The 18,490-nt window shown below is 63.5% G+C and carries 17 protein-coding genes and 1 other RNA gene; 8 read left to right on the top strand and 10 right to left on the bottom strand.

Annotation, left to right across the window (positions count from 1 at the left end; genetic code table 11):
* Positions 1–24 precede the first annotated feature (24 nt).
* Positions 25–711 carry a signal peptidase I gene (lepB, locus tag ACCD07_RS08045; RefSeq protein WP_176654658.1) on the bottom strand — a complete coding sequence of 229 codons (687 nt, stop codon included), beginning with the start codon at positions 709–711 and terminating at the stop codon, positions 25–27.
* A gap of 125 nt (positions 712–836) precedes the next feature.
* On the opposite strand from lepB, the gene ACCD07_RS08040 reads away from it, so the two are divergent.
* Positions 837–1,979 (top strand): cytochrome P450, encoded by a 1,143-nt coding sequence (locus tag ACCD07_RS08040; RefSeq protein ID WP_413447040.1) that lies wholly within the window; start codon positions 837–839, stop codon positions 1,977–1,979.
* Here ACCD07_RS08040 and ggt read toward each other — a convergent pair.
* Together ggt and ACCD07_RS08030 are read right to left on the bottom strand one after the other, a co-directional pair.
* Complete coding sequence (ggt, locus tag ACCD07_RS08035; RefSeq protein ID WP_413447039.1) at positions 1,968–3,731, bottom strand: gamma-glutamyltransferase; 1,764 nt, start codon at positions 3,729–3,731, stop codon at positions 1,968–1,970. The two genes, ACCD07_RS08040 and ggt, sit on opposite strands and share 12 nt — an antisense overlap.
* A 17-nt stretch (positions 3,732–3,748) precedes the next feature.
* Complete coding sequence (locus ACCD07_RS08030; protein WP_413447038.1) at positions 3,749–4,267, bottom strand: hypothetical protein; 519 nt, start codon at positions 4,265–4,267, stop codon at positions 3,749–3,751.
* Positions 4,268–4,419: 152 nt separating this feature from the next.
* Between ACCD07_RS08030 and ACCD07_RS08025 the strand changes: the two genes are divergently transcribed.
* On the top strand, positions 4,420–4,683 hold the full coding sequence (locus ACCD07_RS08025; RefSeq protein WP_413447037.1) for a hypothetical protein: 264 nt from the start codon (positions 4,420–4,422) through the stop codon (positions 4,681–4,683).
* 76 nt (positions 4,684–4,759) lie between these two features.
* Here the strand turns inward: ACCD07_RS08025 and rpoH are convergent, their stop codons facing one another.
* The 5 genes from rpoH to ACCD07_RS08000 all read right to left on the bottom strand — a co-directional run bounded on the left by rpoH (position 4,760) and on the right by ACCD07_RS08000 (position 9,602).
* Positions 4,760–5,659: an RNA polymerase sigma factor RpoH gene (gene rpoH / locus ACCD07_RS08020; protein WP_176654654.1), complete on the bottom strand. Its 900-nt coding sequence runs from the start codon at positions 5,657–5,659 to the stop codon at positions 4,760–4,762.
* A 255-nt stretch (positions 5,660–5,914) separates the two neighbouring features.
* Positions 5,915–6,835, bottom strand: a complete 921-nt coding sequence (gene ftsX / locus ACCD07_RS08015) for a permease-like cell division protein FtsX (protein WP_413447036.1) — start codon at positions 6,833–6,835, stop codon at positions 5,915–5,917.
* On the bottom strand, positions 6,832–7,488 hold the full coding sequence (locus ACCD07_RS08010) for an ATP-binding cassette domain-containing protein (RefSeq protein WP_176654652.1): 657 nt from the start codon (positions 7,486–7,488) through the stop codon (positions 6,832–6,834). The genes ftsX and ACCD07_RS08010 overlap by 4 nt, the downstream gene beginning before the upstream one ends.
* 16 nt (positions 7,489–7,504) lie before the next feature.
* Positions 7,505–8,539: a signal recognition particle-docking protein FtsY gene (ftsY, locus tag ACCD07_RS08005; protein ID WP_413447035.1), complete on the bottom strand. Its 1,035-nt coding sequence runs from the start codon at positions 8,537–8,539 to the stop codon at positions 7,505–7,507.
* Between the two features lie 118 nt (positions 8,540–8,657).
* Complete coding sequence (locus ACCD07_RS08000) at positions 8,658–9,602, bottom strand: MerR family transcriptional regulator (protein ID WP_176654650.1); 945 nt, start codon at positions 9,600–9,602, stop codon at positions 8,658–8,660.
* 1,096 nt (positions 9,603–10,698) lie between these two features.
* Here ACCD07_RS08000 and ACCD07_RS07995 point away from each other — a divergent pair.
* Positions 10,699–11,781: a porin gene (locus tag ACCD07_RS07995; protein WP_176654649.1), complete on the top strand. Its 1,083-nt coding sequence runs from the start codon at positions 10,699–10,701 to the stop codon at positions 11,779–11,781.
* 71 nt (positions 11,782–11,852) lie between these two features.
* The gene (locus tag ACCD07_RS07990; RefSeq protein WP_353399785.1) at positions 11,853–12,413 is read left to right on the top strand and encodes a hypothetical protein; all 561 of its coding nucleotides are present in this window, start codon (positions 11,853–11,855) and stop codon (positions 12,411–12,413) included.
* A gap of 24 nt (positions 12,414–12,437) precedes the next feature.
* On the opposite strand, the gene ACCD07_RS07985 is transcribed toward ACCD07_RS07990, so the two are convergent.
* Entirely contained in the window at positions 12,438–14,141 is a 1,704-nt protein-coding gene (locus tag ACCD07_RS07985; protein WP_413447034.1) for a thiamine pyrophosphate-binding protein, read from the bottom strand.
* A gap of 132 nt (positions 14,142–14,273) precedes the next feature.
* Between ACCD07_RS07985 and rnpB the strand changes: the two genes are divergently transcribed.
* Positions 14,274–14,617: RNase P RNA component class A (rnpB, locus tag ACCD07_RS07980), an RNA gene on the top strand.
* A gap of 63 nt (positions 14,618–14,680) precedes the next feature.
* Positions 14,681–16,168 (top strand): glycerol kinase GlpK, encoded by a 1,488-nt coding sequence (gene glpK, locus ACCD07_RS07975; RefSeq protein ID WP_413447033.1) that lies wholly within the window; start codon positions 14,681–14,683, stop codon positions 16,166–16,168.
* 5 nt (positions 16,169–16,173) lie between these two features.
* On the opposite strand, the gene ACCD07_RS07970 is transcribed toward glpK, so the two are convergent.
* A complete protein-coding gene (locus tag ACCD07_RS07970; protein ID WP_413447032.1) occupies positions 16,174–16,788 on the bottom strand; it encodes a hypothetical protein in 615 nt (204 codons plus the stop codon).
* 263 nt (positions 16,789–17,051) lie between these two features.
* Between ACCD07_RS07970 and ACCD07_RS07965 the strand changes: the two genes are divergently transcribed.
* Positions 17,052–17,348: a type II toxin-antitoxin system Phd/YefM family antitoxin gene (locus tag ACCD07_RS07965; RefSeq protein ID WP_413447031.1), complete on the top strand. Its 297-nt coding sequence runs from the start codon at positions 17,052–17,054 to the stop codon at positions 17,346–17,348.
* A 706-nt stretch (positions 17,349–18,054) separates the two neighbouring features.
* Complete coding sequence (gene mraZ / locus ACCD07_RS07960) at positions 18,055–18,483, top strand: division/cell wall cluster transcriptional repressor MraZ (RefSeq protein WP_176654643.1); 429 nt, start codon at positions 18,055–18,057, stop codon at positions 18,481–18,483.
* Positions 18,484–18,490 lie beyond the last annotated feature (7 nt).

Genomic DNA, 18,490 nt, shown 5'->3' with positions numbered 1-18,490 from the left:
ATCGCCATGGCGCGAAGGGCAGCATCACGGGGAGGGATACAGGCTCATTCCGAAGCGTTCGGTGCGCGGATGCCAGTTGCCGGTGATGTCGGCCGAGGCCAGCACGCGCTCGGCGCGGCCGATCAGCAGCGCGCGCGGCACCAGGCCGATGTAGCGCGAGTCTTCGCTGTTGTCGCGGTTATCGCCCAACATCATGTACTGGCCGGGCGGCACGGTGACCGGCTCGAAATTGCGGCGCGCCTGCAACTGCGGCAGCAGCTGGATAGGATGCCCTGTGCCTTGATCCTGGCCCAGCGATTCGCGCACGCGCACGGCGGCCAGGTCGCCCACGCCCTTGATGGTTTCGGTGCCGTGGCCCAGCGCCGCGTAGCCGGCCTGCTCGCCGTTGATGATCAGCTGCTCGTTGCGCATCTCGACGCGGTCGCCCGGCAAGGCGATCACGCGCTTGATCAGGCGGATGCCGGTGGTGGGCGACGAGAAGGTGACGATGTCGCCGCGCTGCGGCTCGCCGGTGGTGCCGATGACGATGTCGGTCAGCGGCACCTTGACGTTGTAGGCCAGGCGGTTGACGAAGACCACGTCGCCTTCAAGCAGGTTGGGGTGCATCGAGGCGGACGGGATAGGATTCCAGTCGGCGACAGCGGTGCGGAAGATCCCGAACAGCATCAGGAACAGCAAGAAGCCCTTGTTGGCGCGCATCCAGTTTTTCATTTCATCTCCCTTGTGAGCGATACCGTAGCGGCATGTTGACGTTGTATCCTTAAACATGGCTTAGCAACGGCCTTGCTTCGGCGCAGGCCTAACTATCGCGGTGAAATTGCTGGCATTCTATCCACATGACGACCTCTCACACTCCTCCCCGAAACGCCCTGGACGCGGTCACGCATCCCGATCCCTATCCATATTACGACAGCCTCGCCGCGCGGCAAGGGCTGCATTTCGACGACGGCCTCGGCTTGTGGATCGCCGCCAGCGCCGCCGGCGTGACAGCGGTGATGCAGCACCCGGATTGCCGCGTACGGCCGCTGGCCGAGCCGGTGCCGGCGGCGATTGCGGGCGGCGCGGCGGGCCAGGTGTTCGGCGCGCTGGTGCGCATGAATGATGGCGAGCGGCACACGCAGCCCAAGCTGGCCTTGCAGCGGGCGCTGGCCGGTGTCGGCACCGATGAGGCCCGGCGGCGCGCGGCGCGGATAGGCGCTGAGCTGTGGCGTGATGATGGCCTGGCGTCGTGGATGTTCGAGGTGCCGGTGTCGGCCATGGCCAGCCTGATCGGCTTTGCGGACAGCCAGCTGCCTGCGGTGGCGTCATGGATGGGCGAGTTTGTGGCCTGCCTGTCACCGTTCAGCGACGCTTCGCAAATCGAGCGCGCCCACATGGCGGCGCAGGCGCTGCTGGAGAGCTTCAAGACGCTGATGCGCAGCGCACCTGCTGCCTCGGAGGGCAGCTTGCTGTCGCTGGTGATTGCGGAGGCAGAGGCGGTGGGGTGGAACGAATCGCACGCCTTGCTGGCCAATCTGGTCGGCCTGCTGTCGCAGACGTATGAAGCCACGGCTGGCCTGGTCGGCAACAGCGTGCTGGCGCTGGCACGCCAGCCGGAGGAAGAACGCAGCGGTCCGGAAGACGCCGCAGCGCTGGTGCGGGTGGTGAGCCGTTTCGATCCGCCGGTGCAGAACACGCGCCGCTTCGTCGCGCGGGATTGCGAGATCGGCGGCGCGCAGTTGAGGGCCGGCCAAACAATCCTGCTGGTGCTGGCCGCCGCCAGCCGCGATCCGCTGGGCAAGGGCCGCGAGTTCGGTTTCGGCCATGGCATCCACGCCTGCCCTGGCAATGCGCTGGCCTGTGCGATCGCCACCGGCGCCATGGAGTCGCTGATGTCGGCGATCGCCGTCGCCCCTGGGGCGGCGATGCTGAAGGCATTGAACTGGACTTACCGCCGTTCGCCCAACGCCCGCATCCCGCTATTCAGCCTAGTGCGCTGATTTCTGCACCAGCGCGCTGCCGACGCCATGGCGGTGGCCTTCGCTGACGGCGGTGACGGTGCCGTCTGGGTTGAACACCAGCGCGTTGGCGGCGCCGATTTCCTCCGGCGTCTTGCTCCAGTGCTGGCCGCTTTTCTCCAGCGCCAGCGCTTGCGGTGTGCCGGCGAAGCCCGGTTCCACATCGGTCGCCATGCCGTTGCGTTCGGACAGGCGCGGCGCGTTGACGGCGTCCGGCATCGACATGCCGAGGTCGACGTAGTTGAAGATCGTCTGCAGCACGGTGGTGATGATGGTGGCGCCGCCAGGGCTGCCGACCGAGAACGCCGGCTTGCCGTCCTTGAATGCCAAGGTCGGCGACATGCTGCTGCGCGGGCGCTTGCCCGCTTCCGGCACGTTCGGATGCGGGCCGGAGAAATCGAAGTCCGTCATCTCGTTATTCAGCAGGAAGCCATAGCCCGGCACGGTGATGCCGCTGCCGCCCCACGATTCGATGGTGTAGGTATAGGAGACGATATTGCCGTCCTTGTCCGACACCGTCAGGTGGGTGGTGTGCGCGCCTTCGGCCAGCAGCTTGTTGGCGTTGGGACGCAGAGGCACGCTGACGTCGTTCTGGAATGGATACGGGTCGCCGGCCGGGGCCTGCACGCTGGCCTGGGCCGGATTGATCAGTTCACGGCGGCGCGCGGCGTAATCCTTGTTCAGCAGACCGGCCACCGGCGCCTCGACGTATTCCGGGTCGGCCAGGTAGGCGTTGCGGTCGGCGAAGGCCAGGCGGCTCGCTTCCATGTACAGGTGCTCGGCTTTTTCGCGCGGCATGGACTTGAGGTCGTAGCCCTCGAGGATGTTCAGCGCTTCGGCCACGGCAACGCCGCCGCTGCTCGGCAACGGCATGCCGTACAAGTCGTAGCCGCGATAGGTGCTGTGCACAGGCTGGCGCAGGCGCACTTCGTAGTTGGCCAGGTCGGCCATCGTCATGCTGCCGGAGCGCACGCGCACGCCGGCCGCCACTTTCGGCTGGTTGACGGTATCGACCACCGCGCGGCCGATCTTGCCTTCGTAGAAGACCTTGACGCCGCCGGCCGCGATTTCGCGGTAGGCCTTGGCCATGCCGGGATTGCGCAGCGTGGCGCCGGGCGCGATGGCTTTGCCGTCCTTCAGGTACAGCGCGGCGGTATCGGGGAACATGCTGAATTTGTCGCGGCTCATCTCGATCAGGTGGGAGAAATTCTCGTTGACCTTGAAGCCGTCGGTGGCGACGGCGATCGCCGGCGCCAGCACCTGCTTGAACGACATCGAGCCGTAGCGGTCCAGCGCCTCGTGCCAGCCGCGCACCGCGCCGGGCACGCCAACCGACATGCCGCTGGCGACCACCTGCTCGAAGTTCATCTCCTTGCCGTTTTCCTGGAACACGGTCGGCGTGAAGCTGGCCGGCGCCGTTTCGCGGTGGTCGATGGTGATGACGCGCTTGTCCTTGGCCAGGTAGATGACCATGAAGCCGCCGCCGCCGATGCCGCAGCTGAACGGATCGGTCACGCCCAGCGTGGCCGCCGCCGCAACCGCCGCGTCGATGGCGTTGCCGCCCTTGTTGAGAATGGCCAGCGCGGCTTTCGACGCCGGTTCGCTGATGGTGGCGACGGCGCCGCCGGTGCCGGTGGCCACCGGCGTCTTGGCGAAGGCGGCCGGCGGCAGGACCAGCGTGAGGATGATGGAAGAAACGAGGACGGTGCGGGCGGGACGGCGTATCGTTGTCATGTGGTCGCTGGGTCGGGTTAGGATGAGGGAGCGTTGCTTACCCTCAAGCTTACCCGATAATCCGGCGTCGCTTCATTCTTGGCCGGGACCGCTTGCGGCTCGACGCCGGCCAGCGTGAACGTCAGGCCGTTTTGCGTGACGCTGGGCTTGCCGTTCGGCATGCTGTCGGACAGCACGAAGCTGCTGGTGCTGCCGTCGGTGCCGGTCAGCGTGAAGCTGTAGCTGATGTAGCCGGCCCAGACGCAGACCGCGCCGATACGGCAGCGGCTGTCGTTGACGCGTTCCAGCTTGACGACGGGGGCGCTGGCGGTGGCGCCGGCCAGGCCTGGCGTGGCGGCCTGCGCGATGGTCACGCTGCCGCCTTGCTGCAGCACGTAGGTGGCGGTGAAGCGTTGCGCCGCGGGAGCGGCCGCCTTGCCCATGCCGGACGCGGAGCCGCAGGCGTGCAGCATGCCCATGATGGCGACCAGCACGGGCAGGACGATCAGCTGGCGCAGCATCGGACGCAATATGGCACGCAAATTCGTGGTTTTCATTGTGGACCTCCATCCAAGTGGAAGCAAGCTTAACAAAAAGATCATACCGGCGGCGCACGAACTGCACGCCGACAGCGCTGGCTCAAACTAAGTCGGCGCGGCCGGCACAAGCTGCGTAGAATGTCTGCTTTGAATCAATCAGGATATCCCTCATGAAAAAAACCGGCATGGCGAAAAGTGACGCCAAAAAACTGATGGGCAAGGTGGCGGCCCCAGGAGCGGCTGGTTTCGGCAAGGTGGCCGACGTCGTCGACAAGCGCGAGCAGCGCAAGCGCGACCAGGAACTGGGGCTGGTGCCGTTCGCGGTCAAGCTCAACGGCGACCTGGTGCAGCAGCTGCATGCCCAGGCCAAGGCGCGCGAGCTGGAGATGAACCAGCTGGTCGCCGAGCTGCTGGCCAAGGGCCTGGCAGCGTAAAGCAAAAAAATCCCCTGCGGCACCGAACGCGATCTTGCATGCGTTCGGGCAGGAGGGGATTTTTTACCCGGCTGGCTTAAACAAAAGCGGCCAGCGAGCCCTTCATTTTCTTCAGCGCGGCCGATTCGATCTGGCGGATGCGCTCGGCCGATACGCCGAATTCGTCGGCCAGCGTGTGCAGCGTGGCGCCGGAGCCGTCGTCATTGGCCAGCCAGCGGGCTTCGACGATGCGGCGCGAACGGGCGTCCAGCTTGCCCAGCGCTTCTTCCAGGCCTTCCGACTGCAAACGGGTCACCTGTTCGGCTTCCAGCACGCGGGTCGGCTCGCTGGCCTCGGACGACAGGTAGGCGATCGGGGCGAACTTGTCGTCCTCGTCGTCGTTCGGCGATTCCAGCGCGATGTCGCGGCCGCTCAAGCGGGTTTCCATCTCGATCACTTCTTCGCGCTTGACGTCCAGCAGCTTGGCCAGGCTGTCGATCTGCGCCGGCGTCATCGCGTCCAGGCCGGTCTTGTGGCTGCGCAGGTTGAAGAACAGCTTGCGCTGTGCCTTCGTCGTCGCCACTTTGACCAGGCGCCAGTTTTTCAGGATGTACTCGTGCATCTCGGCCTTGATCCAGTGCATCGCGTACGACACCAGGCGCACGCCCTGGTCGGGGTCGAAGCGCTTGACGGCCTTCATCAGGCCGATATTGCCTTCCTGAATCAGGTCGGCGTGCGGCAGGCCATAGCCCAGATAGCCGCGCGCGATCGACACCACCAGGCGCAGGTGCGACAGCACCAGTTCCTGGGCGGCGCCGAGGTCGTTCTTTTCCTTGAGCCGCTTGGCCAGCGAGATTTCATCAGCGTGGGTCAGCATCGGCAGGCGGTTGACGGCCGAAATATAGGCGTCCAGGTTCCCCAGGTTGCCAGTGAACCCGAGTCCCAGTGCGCTATTGGTGGCGGGGACCAATGCAGTCGGTGCGGACATCATATTCATTTTCATTCCTTTGCTCGATGGTGTGACTGTTGCTGCAGAGAACTCATTTGCTCTTCAGTTCACATATATTAGCACTCTCCTTCGTTGAGTGCCAATCACCAGATATTTATCGCCCTGATAGTAAAAATACTATGACGTTTTTAAGCATCATGGCTTCTGATAAATCAAGCATGCGCGTTGGAGCTTAGGCCAAGCTTAATGATAGGGCGGGGCGGGAGCCGTTTCCGTGCGCGGACGCACGGAAAGGCTGAGGGATCAGTTGAGCTTGGACAGATGGCGCTGCACGGACAGCAGCGCGCCGATCAGGCCGAGGCCGGCGGACAGCGCCAGCAGGGCGGCCATGGCCAGCGGCGGCAGCGGCGCCAGCTGGAACTCGGACGCGTACAATCTTGCAAATTCAGCAATCGCGATGTTCAGCGGGCGCAGCGCCAGCGACACCGCGCCCAGCGCCAGGCCGCCGGCGCACAGGCCCAGCAGGGCGCCGGTGTAATAGAAGGGGCGGTGGATGAAGCTGTCGGTGGCGCCGATCAGCTTGGACACCAGGATTTCCTCGCGCTGCGTCATCACCTGCAGGCGGATGGTGTTGAAGATCACCGCCACCACCACCGTGCCCAGGGTCGCGGCCAGCAGCAGCAGGGCCAGGCGCAGCACGTTGAGCAGCGCGGCCAGGCGCTTGACCCAGGCCGAGTCGACCTGCACCGTGTCGACGCCGGGCAGCGCGCGGATCTGTTCGGCCAGCTGGTCGACGTCGCCGCCGGCCTGGGCGTTGCGGAAGGCGTCGAGCTTGAGCACGTAGCTGTCGGGCAGCGGGTTCTCGCCCAGCGTGGTCAGCACGTCGGCCAGGCCGCTCTTGTCCTTCAGGTTGTCCAGCGCCTTTTCGCGCGGCGTGAAGATGATCTTGGCCTGCTTGTCCTTGACCGTCTGGCGCAGCGGCGCGGCCAGCGCCTCGGCCTGCTCGCGCGGCGTGTCCTGCTTGAGGAACACGCTGATTTCCGGATCGACCGACAGCTGCTCGGACATCGGCCGCACATTGTCGAGCAGGGTGACGCCGGTGAACGGCAGCGCCAGCGCGATCGCCACCACTAATATATTGAACAGGAAGCCGCCCGGCGAACGGCGCAGGTGGACCAGCGCGGCGGCCAGCGCGTAGCGGTGTTGGCGGAACCAGTGCGTCATGCCGCCACCTCCAGCTGACCTTGATTGAGGTGGATGACGCGCGCGGCCGAGTCGAGCATCTGCTCGTCGTGGCTGGAGATCACGCAGGTCACGCCGACCGAGTGGAAGGCCTTGAGCGCATCGAGCACCTTGTTGGCGCTGGCGCGGTCCAGGTTGGCGGTCGGCTCGTCGGCCAGGATCACCTGCGGCCGGTTGACGATGGCGCGCGCGATCGATACCCGCTGCTGCTCGCCGCCGGACAGGGCCAGCGGCTGGGCATGGGCGCGTTCGAGCAGGCCGACCTTGTCGAGCGCGGCGCGGGCGCGCTGCTCGGCCTGGCCGCGCGAGGCGCCGGTGACCAGCAGCGGCAGCATGACGTTGGCCAGGATGGAGCGGTCGGTCAGCAGGCGCTGCTGCTGGAAAATCAGGCCCAGGTTGCGCCGCAGGAAAGGCACGGCGGCCGGCTTGATGCGGGCGATGTCCTGGCCGTTGACGATGACCTGGCCGGCGCTGGGGCGCTCCATGGCCGCGATCATCTTCAGCAGCGTGGATTTGCCGGCGCCGGACGGGCCGGCGAGAAAGACCAGTTCGCCTTTTTCTACCGTGAGCGTGACGTCGCGCAGCGCCGTCGCATCGGGGGAATATTGTTTCGAGACGTTCCGGAATTCGATCATGTAAGGATCCGAAGGGTTATCCAAGCAGGGCTTCGACAAATTCGGCAGCCACGAACGGCTGCAGGTCTTCAATCTTTTCGCCGATGCCGATGAAATACACGGGCACCGGACGCACGCGGGCGATCGCCGCCAGCACGCCGCCCTTGGCCGTGCCGTCGAGCTTGGTGATCACCAGGCCGGTCAGCTGCAGGGCGTCGTCGAAGGCTTTGACTTGCGCCAGCGCATTTTGCCCGGTATTGCCGTCGATCACCAGCAGCGTTTCGTGCGGTGCGCCTTCAAGGCCCTTGCCGATGACGCGCTTGATCTTTTTCAGCTCTTCCATCAGGTGCAGCTGGGTCGGCAGGCGGCCGGCGGTGTCGATCATGACCACGTCCAGGCCCTTGGCCTTGCCGGACTGCACGGCGTCGAACGACACGGCGGCCGGGTCGCCGGACTCCTGCGAGATGACGGTGATGTTGTTGCGCTGGCCCCAGACCATCAGCTGCTCGCGGGCGGCGGCGCGGAAGGTGTCGCCGGCGGCCAGCAGCACCGACTGGCCGTTGGCCTGCATGTGCTTGGCCAGCTTGCCGATGGTGGTGGTCTTGCCGGCGCCGTTGACGCCGGAAATCATCATCACCATCGGTTTATGGCGGCCCAGTTCGAACGGCTTTTGCAGCGGCAGCAGCAGGTCTATCATCAGCTGTTTCAGCGCGGCCTTGACGGCGGCCGCGTCCAGCAGCTTGTCGTCCTTGACCTTTTGCCTGAGCGCGTCCAGCAGGTACTGGGTGGCGTCGATGCCGGCGTCGGACATCAGCAGCGCCGCTTCCAGCTCGTCGTACAGCTGGTCGTCGATCTTGGCGCCGACAAACAGGATGGACAGGTTGTTCGAGGTCTTGGACAGGCCGGCCTTCAGGCGCGACATCCACGACAGTTTCTGCGCCGGCTCTTCGATCGGCAGCAGCGGCTCGACGGCAGCGGGGGCGGTTTCAACGGTAGGGGTGGGGGCCGGTGCCAGGGGTTTAAGCTCAGGCACTTCCGGGGCGACAGGTTTTTTCTTGAAGAAACTAAACATGGATATGTGGTTGGGGGCGCTTCAAGCAGATGCCCGGCAGCGCCGGACACGGGGAAATGCGCGTATTTTACCAGAGCCCGGCCTGGCGGCCCCGGATTGCTACCGGAATGACAACGTTTCAGCTGGCGGCGGGACCGTTGCGCTGGCGCCATTCGGCGATGGCGGCGCTGATGTCGGACAGCGCGTAGACCCGCACGTACGACGGCCGGCGCCGCTTGAGCGCGGCATTGCCGCCGCCGGCCCACAGCTCGACGCTGCCGTTCAGGCGCAAGTGTAGCTCGGCCAGGCCGTCCAGCGCCTGGCGCGCGTTCATGGCCACGGAGAAGGACAGGGCGATGATGTCGACCCGCTGCACGCGCGCCGCCTCGACGATGTCGAGCAGCGGCGTCTGCACGCCCAGCGAGATGCAGTGGGCGCCTTCGGCCACGCACATGGCCTCGGCCATCAGCAGGCCCAGGCCGTGGCGCTCCTGCGGCAAGGTGGTCAGCATGATGCGCGGCGCGCCGACGTTGTTGGCGTTGGCCTGCGGCATGGCGAAGATGGCGCTGCGCATCACCACCGTCAGCGACTCGGTATATAGATGTTCCTCGAATGTGGCCAGCTGGCCGCTGGCCCAGGCCTCGCCGATCAGCGAAGTCAGCGGGGCGACCAGTTCGATGACGAAACTCTTCAGGCCCATCATCAGCAGCGCCTGCGACAGCTTGCGGCGCAGCGCCTCCATCTGATGGCTCTTGCACAGGTCCAGATAGGTTTGCAGCTCCGGCGGCGGCACCGACGGCCCGCCGAGCTTGCTGGTGGCCTGGCCGGTCAGCGCCTGCAGCTCGTCCGCGCTGTACTGGATCACCTTGCCGGGACGGAAGCCGAGGTCGATCAGGCGCTTGACCAGCCGTAGCTTTTGCACCTGTTCGATGGGGTAGACGCGCTCGCCGTTCGGGTCGCGCAGGGGCTGGGGGAAGTCGTAGCGCCGCTCCCACACGCGCAGGGTTTCCTTGGCGACGCCGGTGTCGCGCTCGACGTCGCTGATCGTGCTAGGAACTGTTTGTGAAGAAGCTGTAGTTGTCATCAGGCATATGCGGCCGCCGTTTTTGACAGTCGCGAGGGTTGGCACAGGGTCTGGGTGCACAGTGCGCTAGCGTGAGGCGGGCATAACGCGACCTGCATTTTACATTCCTTTCGCGCCTGAAAGTAATGCATGCACATCGTGTTTTGCTCTGTATAAGTCATGGAAAACACCTTGTCCACGACACACAGTTGACATCGGGAACTAATTAACTATTTATCGCCCATCCCCCGGTTTTGTCATAGACAAAATTTTTTGTAACGGGGGAAAAATGTGTTGCAAGCGGCGGAATTTCTCGAAACGACATGCCGCTTGCCTGTATGCATTTCATTCATGCAGACGCTGCACCATTCGCAGCGCATTCCATGGAAATATGCAAGAGTTGTCGCTGGTTTTGTCGTAAAACAGCAACAAGTAGCAATTTCTTACAAATTGCTGATGCAACGCAACACTTTTCCGACGGCACAAAATTTAGTACACAAATAAAGGGGTATCACTATGAGCAAAGTTGGCGCCTGGGCTATTTTGCCGTCGGAAACTGCCGAACATTGTCTTGAGTTGTAAGCTTATTACCATTCGGTAGAGGCGGGCGCGCGGGGGCTTCAGTATAAAATGGCGTCAGAAATAGCAAAGTGGCTATTTTTACTTGGTCCGACAACGATGTGGTCGCGCATGCATAGATCTTGCATTTGTTACCAGGGCAGCCCGCACAACGGGCTGCTGCACTGGTTCATCGTGCGGAAATACTGGGCTAGTTCGCTTGCTCGGCAAGAAATATTGCGATGCGGTAAAATGCTGGCGCTTTGATCATCTGGCATGCATAACAACAGTCAACATGAATGCATTTACACTTGATAGAAAAGCAAAGCATCAGTATAGTGCCGCCTCCGGTGCCTTTGTGCACTGCGATAAAGCCGGCGTCGATTAAATCGGCCGCAACTTATGTGAACGCCGTCCCGGCTACCGGGACCGCACAGTGGCAGCTGGGGAGTATGCCCTCACGCACAGACGGCGCCTGCTGGTGGCGCCGATAAGCACCGAATTTAAGCGTAAGACTAGCTTTACCTTTTTACAGCAACACAACTGAAGGAAACACGCAATGAAAAAATCCCTTATCTCCATCGCCGTACTGGGCGCAATGAGCTCCGCAGCCTTCGCACAGTCGAACGTAACGATCTACGGTATCGTCGACGCCGGTATCGTTAGCGAGCGCGGTGGCGCAGCTGGCAATGTCACCAAAGTAGCCAGCGGCACCGCTTCGGCTTCCCGCCTGGGCTTCAAAGGCACCGAAGATCTGGGTGGCGGTCTGAGCGCCATCTTCAAACTGGAAGCCGGCGTGAAAATCGACGACGGCTCGCTGGACAACACCAACAACAAGCTGTTCAACCGCGAAGCCTACGTCGGCATCGGTTCGAAGACCGCCGGCACCCTGACCCTGGGTCGTCAGTACACCCCGTACTACGAAACCCTGCGCGACGTGGCCGATCCATTCGCACTGGGCTACGCTGGTACCGCCAAGAACATCTTCCCAGTTGCTGGCGCACAGACCCGCAACGACAACGCCGTTGTCTACAAAACCCCTAACCTGGAAGGCTTCCAGGGCGCGGTTTCGTACAGCGTCGGTGAAACCGCTGGCGACGCTTCGGCAAACCGTCAGATCGGCGCTTCGGTTGGCTACACCAACGGTCCTCTGAACGTTGCCGCGGCTTACAACAGCCGCAACAACGACACCGCCACCGTGAAAACCAACGGCATGGGCCACAACGCCCTGATCGCTGCCAACTACGACTTCAAAGTCGTCAAGGCATACGTCGCCTTCGGCAAGGACAAGGGCCTGAACAGCGCCGCCCTGGCCAACACCAGCAACCCATACGGCTACACCGTGGCGCCAGTGGCTTCGCAAGACAGCAACGACACCCTGCTGGGTCTGACCGCACCAGTGGGCGACACCGCTGGTACCGTGATGGCTTCGTGGATCCGCAAGAACGACAAAGAAGTTGCTAACCGCGACGCCGACCAATGGGCAGTGGGTTACTCCTACGCTCTGTCGAAGCGCACCAGCACCTACGTGTCGTACGCCAAGATCAAGAACAAGAACGGCGCAAGCTACACCGTTGGTGGCAACACCGACGTCGGTAGCGGCGACAAGGCGTTCAACGTCGGCATGCGTCACTCCTTCTAATCTGATTTAATCAGTTAGAATCAACAACGGCTGCCTGGTGCAGCCGTTGTTCATTTCTGAAAGCCCTTACCATGATGACTACCCGACGTGCCGTGCTGGCCGGTTCCATCCTGCTGGCGTCCTGCGCGGTGTTCGCCGCGCCCAAGCTGTCGCGCAAGTCCGCCCCCGGCGGCCTGCCGCGCTACGGCATGGTGGTGTACTCCGACCTGTGCATCCATCCGGACAGCGGCGAGTTCGGCGGCCAGCGCATCACGCTGCAACGGTTTTCAGAAGTGGATACGGTGTTGTATGAATACACGGCCGGCGGCCTGAGCTGGCCGGTGGTGGCCAGCGACGTCACGATAGACCCGCGCGGCCAGCAGCTGTATTTCACCGTGCAGCCGCCGGACGAGGATGAGCGCACCATCAACGGCAAGCTGGCCGATGGCGGCAGGACGCTGGTGCTCGACGGCGGCTATTGCGGCGACGAGGCGGTGCCGATGCGGCTGTCGCTGGTGACCGATTTCGGGCGCAAGGCCGGCGCCTGCCGCGCCTGTCCCGCGCCCAAGCACAAGAAAGAGAAGGATGAAGACGGAGAGACGGCCCCGGCGCCGTACGTCGATCCAGTCAAGACCACGACCGCCGGCCTCTGAGCCGGCGGTTTTTCCATTGGCGGCTTACTTCGCGGCCTTGGCCGCCTGCGCGTTCTTGCGGATGGTTTCCAGGGTCGCACCCGGCGTGATCAGGTTGCCGTCGTAGCGCAGTTCGATCACGGCCGGCAGGTTCTTGCCGTTGGCCCAGGCCAGCGCGCGTTCCAGCGCCGGGCCGAATGCCGCCGTCGTATCGACCACCTCGCCATGACCGCCATAGGCCACGGCCAGCGCCGCGAAGTCCGGGTTGTGCAGCTGGGTGCCGGACACGCGGCCCGGGTAGTGCAGCTCCTGGTGCATGCGGATGGTGCCGAACATGCCGTTGTTGAACACGATGATGACCACGCCCGCCCGGTACTGCACGGCGGTGGCCAGCTCCTGGCCGTTCATCATGTACTCGCCGTCGCCGGCAAAGGTGATCACGGTGCGCCGGGGAGCGATGATCTTGGCCGCCACGCCGGCCGGCACGCTGTAGCCCATCGCGCCGCTGGTCGGCGCCAGCTGCGTGCGCATGCCGCCGTAGCTGTGGAAGCGGTGCGCCCAGGTGGCGTAGTTGCCGGCGCCGTTGGTGATGATGGTGTCGTGCGGGGCGATCTGGTCGATCTGCTGCACCACCTGCCACAGGTCCAGCGGCGCGGCGCCGTCCTGGAAGATCGGAGGCTGCTTCTGCCACGCGGCCAGGTCGGCGCGCGCTTCGGCCACGCTGGCTTGCCACGCGCCGCTGTCGAGCGGCGCCATCGCGGCCAGCATCGCCGTCATTTGCGGCATGCCGCTGTTGATCATCAACTCGGCCTGGTAGACGCTGCCCAGTTCCTCGGCGTCCGCGTGGACGTGGATCAGGCGCTGGGCCGGCACCGGCGCGGCGATCAGCGCGTAGCCGCCGGTGGTCATCTCGCCCAGGCGCGGGCCGATGGCCAGGATCACGTCGGCTTCGCGCACGCGCGCGGCCAGTTTCGGATTGATGCCGATGCCGACGTCGCCGATGTAGTTCGGGTGGGCGTTGTCGAGCAGGTCCTGGAAGCGGAAGGCGCAGGCCACCGGCAGGTGGTTGGCTTCGGCGAAGGCCTGCAGGTCGGCGCAGGCTTGCGCGTTCCAGCCGCCGCCGCCCAGCAGGACCAGCGGCTTCTTCGCGCCGGCCAGCATGCCGCGCACTTGCGCGATCTGCGACGCGGCGGGCGAGGCTTGCACCGGCTGGTAGGCGCGCGTGTCGGCCACGGTGGCCATCGCGGTCAGCATGTCTTCCGGCAGCGCCAGCACCACCGGGCCCGGACGGCCGCTGGTGGCGATCTGGAAGGCGCGGGCGATATATTCGGGCACGCGGTCGGCGCGGTCGATCTGCGCCACCCACTTGGCCATCTGGCCGTACATGCGGCGGTAGTCGATTTCCTGGAACGCTTCGCGGTCGACGAAGTCGTTGCCGACCTGGCCGATGAACAGGATCATCGGCGTCGAATCCTGGAACGCGGTGTGCACGCCGATCGAGGCGTTGGTCGCGCCCGGTCCGCGGGTGACGAAGCAGATGCCGGGCTTGCCGGTCATCTTGCCGTAGGCGTCGGCCATGAAGGCGGCGCCACCCTCCTGGCGGTTGATGATGAAGCGGATGTCGGAATCGTGCAGCGCGTCGAGCACGTCCAGATAGCTTTCGCCGGGTACGCCGAAAGCGGTGTCCACGCCGTGGATCTTCAGGGCGTCGACCAGGATCTGGCCGCCGGTGCGGGATGGTTGCGTCATTGTGCGGGCCTTATCGATATTATAGGTGTACATCACGGTGTGCCTCATTCTACGGCCGGGGCGGGGCAGCGGCTTTTCTAATGGCGACACCAAATTTCAGATTTGGATGGCCGGACTGGTACAATACCGCCTGAAGCAAGCCAGACAGCCGCTGGCCAGCGCGTAATGCCTGGCGGGAGGAAGGTCCGGACTCCACAGAGCGGGGTGACGGTTAACGGCCGTCCGCTGAAAGCCGCAAGCGCAAGCCCAGGGTATAAGGCGAGGAATAGGGCCACAGAGACGAGCGTATTAAGTTACGGTGAAACGCGGTAACCTCCACCTGGTGCAATTCCAAATAGGCACGCGATGATGCTGCTCGCGGAGCGTGCGGGTAGGAAGCTTGAGCGCTGGAGTAATCCAGCGCCTAGAGGAATGGCTGTCATAGCGCAGGTTCGCCTGCGCCGTAACAAAATCCGGCCTATCGGCTTGCTTCAACTAACAATGATTTCGCGGCGGCCGCCGGATCGAAGCGCACGCTGCGACGACCGGGGACATTGCCGATGAAAAAATACATACTGGCCTTGGATCAAGGCACCACCAGTTCGCGCGCCATCCTGTTCGACCATCAGGGACAGATCTGCGGCAGCGCGGCGCAAGAGTTTCCCCAGCATTTTCCGCAGCCCGGCTGGGTCGAGCACGACCCGAACGAGATCTGGAACAGCCAGCTCACCGTGGCCCGCAAGGTGCTGCACGACCATCACGTCGACAGCCACCAGATCCTCGCCATCGGCATCGCCAACCAGCGCGAGACCACCGTGGTGTGGGACCGCAAGAGCGGCGAGCCGATCGCGCCGGCCATCGTCTGGCAGGACCGCCGCACGGCCGACGTCTGCGAAGCGCTGCGCGCCGACGGCAAGGCTAAAAAGATCACGTCGATCACCGGCCTCGAGCTGGACGCCTATTTCTCCGCCACCAAGCTCAAATGGCTGCTCGACCACGTGCCGGGCGCGCGCGAGCGGGCCCGCAACGGCGCGCTGGCGTTCGGCACCATCGACAGCTGGCTGGTCTACAAGCTGACCGGGCGCCACGTGACGGACGTCAGCAATGCCGCCCGCACGATGCTGTTCAACATACACCTGATGCGCTGGGACCACGACCTGCTGCAGCTGTTCGATATTCCGGAAGAGATGCTGCCGCAGGTGGTGTCGTCGAGCGAGGAGGTGGGCAATACCAGGGCCGCGCTGTTCGGCGCGGAGATCCCGGTGGCCGGCATCGCCGGCGACCAGCAGGCGGCCACGTTCGGCCAGGCCTGCCACCTGCCGGGCATGGTCAAGAATACCTACGGCACCGGCTGCTTCATGCTGATGCACCTGGGCCGGCATCCGGTGGCCTCGCACAACCGCCTGCTGACCACGGTGGGCTGGCGGATCGACGGCGCCACCGACTACCTGCTGGAAGGCAGCGTGTTCATGGGTGGCGCCACGGTGCAGTGGCTGCGCGACGGCCTGGGCATCATCGAGAAATCCAGCGACGTCGAGGCGCTGGCCGCCAGCGTGCCCGACAGCGGCGGCGTGTTCATGGTACCGGCCTTTGTCGGGCTGGGTGCGCCGCACTGGGATCCGTACGCGCGCGGCACGCTGGTCGGCATGAGCCGCGGCAGCAACCGCGCCCACATCGCCCGCGCCGCGCTGGAGGCGATCGCCTATCAAAGCGCCGAGCTGATGGCGGCGATGCAGAAGGATGCGGCGATACCGCTGGCCGAGGTGCGCGCCGACGGCGGCGCCGCCCGCAACGACCTGCTGATGCAGTTCCAGGCCGATTTGCTGGGCGTGCCGGTGGTGCGGCCGACCGTGACGGAGACCACCGCGCTGGGCGCGGCCTATCTGGCCGGGCTGGCGGTGGGCTTCTGGGACACGCAGGAAGAAATCTCCGCGCAGTGGTCGTGCGAGCGCCGCTTCGAGCCGGCCATGCCGGCCGACCGCCGCGCTGAGTTGCTGGGGCAGTGGGGGCGCGCGGTGGAGCGCTCAAAAGCCTGGATTGCTACATAGAGGGCTCACTCGAAGGCCACATCTTCAAGCCGGAAGCGGTATTTGCGGCGTTCCGGTTCGGTCCAGCCCTGGCCGGGGCCGGTGTTGCGAGGCACAGAGGGCGTCAATGACTGGATCGTGGCCGTTGATTTTGTGAGATCAGCGCGCGCGGCAGGAGCGGCTGGCGTCGCTGGTGGGCTTGCAACGGAGCAGGGGGGAGCGTCGGCTGCGGCGCGGGCCAGTTCCCTGCGGCGCAGGCTGGCCCTTTTCCAGTTCTTTTCTCCGGGCATGCGAATCGAGATATCTTGCCAGGCGTTGCGCACGCTGTCGGCGAAAGCGCTGGCAAACTGGTTGGGCGAGACGGCGCGGCCTTTGTACATGATGTGGTCGCCTTCGACGATTGCATATTCATGGTCGTTGCGGTAAGCCATGCGCAACCACGTGCCCTCGGGCAGGAACAGCGTTTTCCATTGGTAGCCGCGCGGTTCGGCCGGCGGCACGCTTGCCGAGGTCGCGAGCCAGTGGCGGATCGCGGCATCAACCGCTTCGGCCGGATCGGCGGGCGAACCGGTTTCGCGGAGCCGATCCATCAGGGCGAGCAGGGTGGCGGGTGCGACATTCACGCTTACTGTAGCAAACATGCTGTTCTCCTCACTGAGGTCTACTGAAATTCTCTGAGTCCTACTGAGTTAGACCAGCTCAGTAAGGCAAAGTTCAATTCAGCAGATTTCAGTAAAAATTTCAGTAGATTTGCTAGAGGGACATCGGGGAGACACCCAGCGTATGTATTCAGGCAGCAAGGTTTCAGTGCGGCGATGGCCGCTATCCGGCCGCTCACGCAGCAGCCGAGCGGCTGCCGTCACTGGCGTATCATGTCCAAAATTTTGTACTATCCGGAGGTGTTATGGCGATTTCTGCTGCTGATATCGTGCCGCTTTCGCAAGCACGCGCCAATCTTTCTGAATTGGCGGACGAGGTCAAGGCCGGCGCTGAGAAGATTATTACCAAGAACGGAGTGAGCTACGTTGCGTTGATAGACGCGGCGCGGCTGGATTATCATCATCAGCTCGAACGCGGGCGGGTACATCTGCTGTTGATCGACGAGGCTTCCAAAGGTTTGGATGATGTCGCCGCCGGCCGTGCCAGGGATGCCAGGTCGGCCGTTGCGGCACTGAAAGGCGCCGTCAGCCTTGAGCAATAAAGCCGCCATGGGGACATCTTTTTTCGCCCGCGCGGGCCGCTCGGTCATCACCGTCAGCAGTCTTTCGACCTGAATTCCGTATCGAGTGTCCTCGGCCCGGGCGTATAATGGCAGGTGAGTCGACGTGCTGCACTGCAAAATTTGTATAGACAAGTTTGCGAACGTCATTGGCCTTGGTAATAGTATTAGAAATCGCTGTAGCTGCTTTTTGAAGGTTTCCCATTCCGCGTAACGGCGCTCCTGGCGCGACATACCCGCAATTCCTCCCTTAAATCACCCTGTTTTCCGCCGACCCAGCGCCGAATCGCCACATTGTCGATTTGATACTGCAATGTTGGCGAACTGCAACTATATGCATTTATTTCACTATTTTATTAAAGCCATTTTCCCCTTTTTAGTGCGCCCAAACACATGTGCACAGATGAGGTAGCACATTCACACTCTTTCATAAGTGCTTAATTTGGCTAACTATTTTATTTCTATGCGGCTTCAAGGAATCGCGCTAAGTCCTTAATTTCATTAATAAAATCGCTGTTTCGTTTGCCTGAAAGCGCTTGACCACTATTCTTGCTTCCTCTAAAGTGGGCATCTGTGTGAAAAAGTGTCTTTTTGTGGGAAATTTCACCCGACTTAGCGGCGGGGGAGATGAAACAAGGAAAGTGCTGTTCATGCTCCGCTAACCATACTGAGGTCAAAAGGTAATCCCGTGTTTCAAGGCGCGTCCGCAATCAATCTCGATGCCAAAGGCAGGATGTCTATTCCTGCCAAGCACCGTGACGCGCTGTCGATCCAGTGCGAAGGCCGCCTCACGCTGACCCGCCATCCCGATGGCTGCGTCATGCTGTTCCCCCGCCCCGTGTGGGAACAACACCGTCAACAGATCGCCAGCTGGCCCATGCAGGCCCGCGCCTGGCAGCGTATTTTCCTCGGTTACGCCGTCGACGTCGAAATGGACACGGCCGGCCGCATCCTGATCTCGCCGGAACTGCGCAGCGCCGTCGGCCTCGACCGCGAAGTCATGATGATGGGCATGGGCTCCCATTTCGAAATCTGGGATGCCGCGAAAATGGCGGAAAAAGAGCAGCAGGCGATGGATGCCGGCACCCCCGATGTACTCGCCAATTTCTCCTTCTAAGGCTCCG

This window comes from Duganella sp. Dugasp56 (assembly GCF_047304105.1).
Taxonomy (GTDB): domain Bacteria; phylum Pseudomonadota; class Gammaproteobacteria; order Burkholderiales; family Burkholderiaceae_D; genus Rugamonas; species Rugamonas hordei.
Note: the sequence above shows the minus strand (reverse complement) of the source record. Positions and strands in the feature narration are given on the sequence as shown.

Excerpts from the sequence above, each read along its gene's own strand:
- ftsX (WP_413447036.1), bottom strand. The coding sequence starts at position 6,835 with ATGACGCACTGGTTCCGCCAACACCGCTACGCGCTGGCCGCCGCGCTG.
- ACCD07_RS08000 (WP_176654650.1), bottom strand. The coding sequence starts at position 9,602 with ATGACAACTACAGCTTCTTCACAAACAGTTCCTAGCACGATCAGCGAC.
- ftsY (WP_413447035.1), bottom strand. The coding sequence starts at position 8,539 with ATGTTTAGTTTCTTCAAGAAAAAACCTGTCGCCCCGGAAGTGCCTGAG.
- ACCD07_RS08030 (WP_413447038.1), bottom strand. The coding sequence starts at position 4,267 with ATGAAAACCACGAATTTGCGTGCCATATTGCGTCCGATGCTGCGCCAG.
- glpK (WP_413447033.1), top strand. The coding sequence starts at position 14,681 with ATGAAAAAATACATACTGGCCTTGGATCAAGGCACCACCAGTTCGCGC.
- ACCD07_RS08040 (WP_413447040.1), top strand. The coding sequence starts at position 837 with ATGACGACCTCTCACACTCCTCCCCGAAACGCCCTGGACGCGGTCACG.
- ACCD07_RS08010 (WP_176654652.1), bottom strand. The coding sequence starts at position 7,488 with ATGATCGAATTCCGGAACGTCTCGAAACAATATTCCCCCGATGCGACG.
- ACCD07_RS07965 (WP_413447031.1), top strand. The coding sequence starts at position 17,052 with ATGGCGATTTCTGCTGCTGATATCGTGCCGCTTTCGCAAGCACGCGCC.
- ACCD07_RS07995 (WP_176654649.1), top strand. The coding sequence starts at position 10,699 with ATGAAAAAATCCCTTATCTCCATCGCCGTACTGGGCGCAATGAGCTCC.
- ACCD07_RS08025 (WP_413447037.1), top strand. The coding sequence starts at position 4,420 with ATGAAAAAAACCGGCATGGCGAAAAGTGACGCCAAAAAACTGATGGGC.
- rpoH (WP_176654654.1), bottom strand. The coding sequence starts at position 5,659 with ATGAATATGATGTCCGCACCGACTGCATTGGTCCCCGCCACCAATAGC.
- lepB (WP_176654658.1), bottom strand. The coding sequence starts at position 711 with ATGAAAAACTGGATGCGCGCCAACAAGGGCTTCTTGCTGTTCCTGATG.
- ggt (WP_413447039.1), bottom strand. The coding sequence starts at position 3,731 with ATGACAACGATACGCCGTCCCGCCCGCACCGTCCTCGTTTCTTCCATC.
- ACCD07_RS07990 (WP_353399785.1), top strand. The coding sequence starts at position 11,853 with ATGATGACTACCCGACGTGCCGTGCTGGCCGGTTCCATCCTGCTGGCG.
- ACCD07_RS07970 (WP_413447032.1), bottom strand. The coding sequence starts at position 16,788 with ATGTTTGCTACAGTAAGCGTGAATGTCGCACCCGCCACCCTGCTCGCC.
- ACCD07_RS07985 (WP_413447034.1), bottom strand. The coding sequence starts at position 14,141 with ATGACGCAACCATCCCGCACCGGCGGCCAGATCCTGGTCGACGCCCTG.